Raw genomic sequence first — 2,866 nt, 5'->3', positions numbered from 1 at the left:
GGTGGCGGCCATCCTCGGCAACAACGATCTGCTGAGTTGGCCGGAGAAAATTGCCTTCGGGGTGGGGCTGGCGCCCGCCATGGTGAGGGGGCAGCCCTACGTGGAAGCCTGCGACCAGTACTCCTGGACCCAGTGGCTACGGCTGCACAACATCCCGGAGCGGGTCAACGAGGAAGTGTTCATCGCCATGAGCAAGGCCCTCAATTTCATCAATCCGGACGAGATCTCCGCCACCGTGGTGCTTACGGCCCTGAACCGCTTCCTGCAGGAAAAACACGGCTCCCGCATGGCCTTTCTGGATGGCGCCCCACCGGAGCGCCTCTGCCAGCCCCTGGCGGACCACATTTGCGCCCATGGGGGCGCCGTGAAGCTCAACACCCCCTTGCGCACCATTGACCTGTCCCCCGACGGTCAAGTGGCCGGCTTTGGCATGGGGGGCAAGGACCGCCCAGGCGTTGTCGCGGACGCCTACGTCAGCGCCCTGCCGGTGGACGCGCTCAAGCTGCTGCTGCCGGAGCCATGGCGACAACTGCCCCTGTTCGCCAAGCTGGCTGGCCTCCGGGGTGTTCCCGTCATCAATGTTCACCTCTGGTTTGACCGCAAGCTCACAGACATTGACCATCTTCTGTTCAGTCGTTCCCCCCTGCTCAGCGTCTATGCGGATATGAGCGTCACGTGCAGGGGGTATGAAGACCCGGAGCGCTCCATGCTGGAGCTGGTGTTTGCCCCTGCAAAGGACTGGATCAGCCGCCCGGACCAGGACATTGTCCAGGTGACCATGGAAGAGTTGAAAACCCTGTTCCCCAGCCATTTCACTGGAGACACCCCCGCCCGGCTGCGCAAGTACCGGGTGGTGAAGACGCCTCTCTCGGTGTACAAAACCACACCCGGTTGCCAGGAACTTCGCCCCGGCCAGACCACGCCGATTCCCAATTTCTTCCTGGCGGGAGACTACACCCGCCAGCGCTATATGGCCTCCATGGAAGGCGCCGTACTCAGCGGCAAGCTCTGCGCCCAGGCCATCGTTCACCATGGCGCGACGTCATCGGCCAAGACACACTGATAGGCTGACCCCTGATCCCAGCTTGTCCGGACGGCTGCCACTGCGCCCATGAGATCTTCGGAATATGTCCGTCCCGCCTGGCCAGCCGATCACCATCCATCCATCCTGTGGCGCGGCGCCGCGGTGAGCCCCCCCAGCCTGGAGGAGGGCTATGAAGCCTGCCGCGCAGAAACCCGGCACTGGGCCAAAACCTATTACCTGGGCAGCCTGCTGATGCCCCCCCGGAAGCGTCGCGCCATCTGGGCCATCTACGTGTGGTGCCGACGCACGGACGAGCTGGTGGACGCTCCCGATGCAGCCGCCATGGACCCCGGCCGACTCCACCAGCGTCTCAACCGGTGGGAGGAGCGCACCCGGCGGCTGTTTGCCGGAGAGGTGGAGGATGCCCAGGACATGGCCCTCTGGGACACCCTGCAGCGCTATCCCCAGGACATCGCCCCCTATCTGGAGATGATTGCCGGGCAACGGATGGATATCAACCTGAAGCGCTACCGGACCTTTGTGGAACTGGAACGTTACTGCTATCGGGTGGCGGGCACCGTGGGGCTGATGAGCCAGGCGGTGATGGGACTGGATGCGGCCTTCACCTCCGCCCCCTGGAGCCGATGCCCCGATCCCACCAACTGCGCCGTGGCCCTGGGCATCGCCAGCCAACTCACCAATATCCTGCGGGACGTGGGGGAAGATCGGGAACGGGGGCGCATCTACATCCCCCAGGAGGAACTGACGCGGTTCAACTACACGGAAGCGGAGTTGATGGACGGGGTGGTCAATGAGCGCTGGCGGGGGCTGATGAGATTCCAGGTGCAGCGCGCCCGGGCGTGGTTTCGTCGCTCGGAGGCGGGGATTCGCTGGCTCTGCAGAGATGCCCGCTGGCCCGTGTGGACATCGCTGCAGCTTTATCAGGGCATCCTCAAGGTCATTGAAGACAACGGCTACGACGTTTTCTCCCGCAGGGCTTACGTGCCTCGTCTGAGGAAGCTGCTGAGCCTGCCCATCTGTTTCAGCCTGGCCCAGTCCCGCTAAACTGCTGTCTTCTGTTGGTCCAGCAGCAGCTTGAGCTTGGAGAGTTCCTGGCTCCAGCGGGGATCCGGAGCATCCACCTCGGCAAGTTCACGGTGAACCAGCTTGTCGGCCACCTTGCTGCCCCGGGAGGGGGTCTGGTCGTTGCGGCGGCCACCGGCGTTGCGGTTGCCGTCCCTGCGCTCCGAGCGCTCCACCCGCAGGGCTTGGCCGGCAAACTCCTTGCCGTTGAACTGGGCAATAACCGCCTCCGCCAGACGGTCGTCACTGACACTGATGAAGCCGAAACCACGGCACTCGCCACTCTCCCGGTCGGTGACCGGCTTGAAGCGAATGCTTTGATCCACAACGGCCTTGAACTGGCCCTCAAGCTCCTGAAGATCAGCATCCCGTGGCACGTTGCCCACATAGATGCGAATTCCCTGCTGATTATTGTTGGAACGGTTGTTCATGCGTTGCAATGGGGGAAGGGACGTGAAAAGTGTGAAAAGAACGTTGAAATCAAGAGTGAAGTCAACAGGATGCCAGAACTTTTTGGCAGATCCAAGCCAGAATCGCCACCATCTTTATCACATCAGGGTGAATCAGGCCAATTCCGACGGGGGATCCGCCGGGGAGAAGCTACCTGTTGCAGCCCCGTCTGTTGCAAGCCATTGTCGAGCACGGTCCAGGATGGACGCCTCATCGGCAACGGCCAGGCGCCCGAAAGCGCTCTCGCGCCGCAGAAACGCCATTAGCGCCCCCAGTTGGGGGCCGGGGGAGACGGACAGGGCCTCCTGT

At 63.0% G+C, this 2,866-nt stretch carries 3 protein-coding genes and 1 pseudogene; 2 read left to right on the top strand and 2 right to left on the bottom strand.

The window, feature by feature from the left end:
- Both pds and BG35_RS0108540 read left to right on the top strand, forming a co-directional pair.
- A partial coding sequence (pds, locus tag BG35_RS0108545; RefSeq protein ID WP_025782494.1) for a 15-cis-phytoene desaturase occupies positions 1-1,063 on the top strand: 1,063 nt, incomplete at its 5' end.
- Positions 1,064-1,111: 48 nt separating this feature from the next.
- The gene (locus BG35_RS0108540; protein ID WP_080688114.1) at positions 1,112-2,089 is read left to right on the top strand and encodes a phytoene synthase; all 978 of its coding nucleotides are present in this window, start codon (positions 1,112-1,114) and stop codon (positions 2,087-2,089) included.
- On the opposite strand, the gene BG35_RS0108535 is transcribed toward BG35_RS0108540, so the two are convergent.
- Together BG35_RS0108535 and BG35_RS13190 are read right to left on the bottom strand one after the other, a co-directional pair.
- Complete coding sequence (locus tag BG35_RS0108535; RefSeq protein WP_034418086.1) at positions 2,086-2,538, bottom strand: RNA recognition motif domain-containing protein; 453 nt, start codon at positions 2,536-2,538, stop codon at positions 2,086-2,088. The two genes, BG35_RS0108540 and BG35_RS0108535, sit on opposite strands and share 4 nt — an antisense overlap.
- 132 nt (positions 2,539-2,670) lie before the next feature.
- Positions 2,671-2,866 (bottom strand): annotated as a pseudogene (locus BG35_RS13190) (hypothetical protein); the annotation flags it as partial.

The sequence above is a fragment of the Candidatus Synechococcus spongiarum SH4 genome (assembly GCF_000586015.1).
GTDB lineage: Bacteria > Cyanobacteriota > Cyanobacteriia > PCC-6307 > Cyanobiaceae > Synechococcus_B > Synechococcus_B spongiarum_F.
The sequence above is the reverse complement of the archived record's forward strand: the minus strand, read 5'-3'. Positions and strand labels throughout refer to the sequence as shown.

Excerpts from the sequence above, each read along its gene's own strand:
- BG35_RS0108535 (WP_034418086.1), bottom strand. The coding sequence starts at position 2,538 with ATGAACAACCGTTCCAACAATAATCAGCAGGGAATTCGCATCTATGTG.
- BG35_RS0108540 (WP_080688114.1), top strand. The coding sequence starts at position 1,112 with ATGAGATCTTCGGAATATGTCCGTCCCGCCTGGCCAGCCGATCACCAT.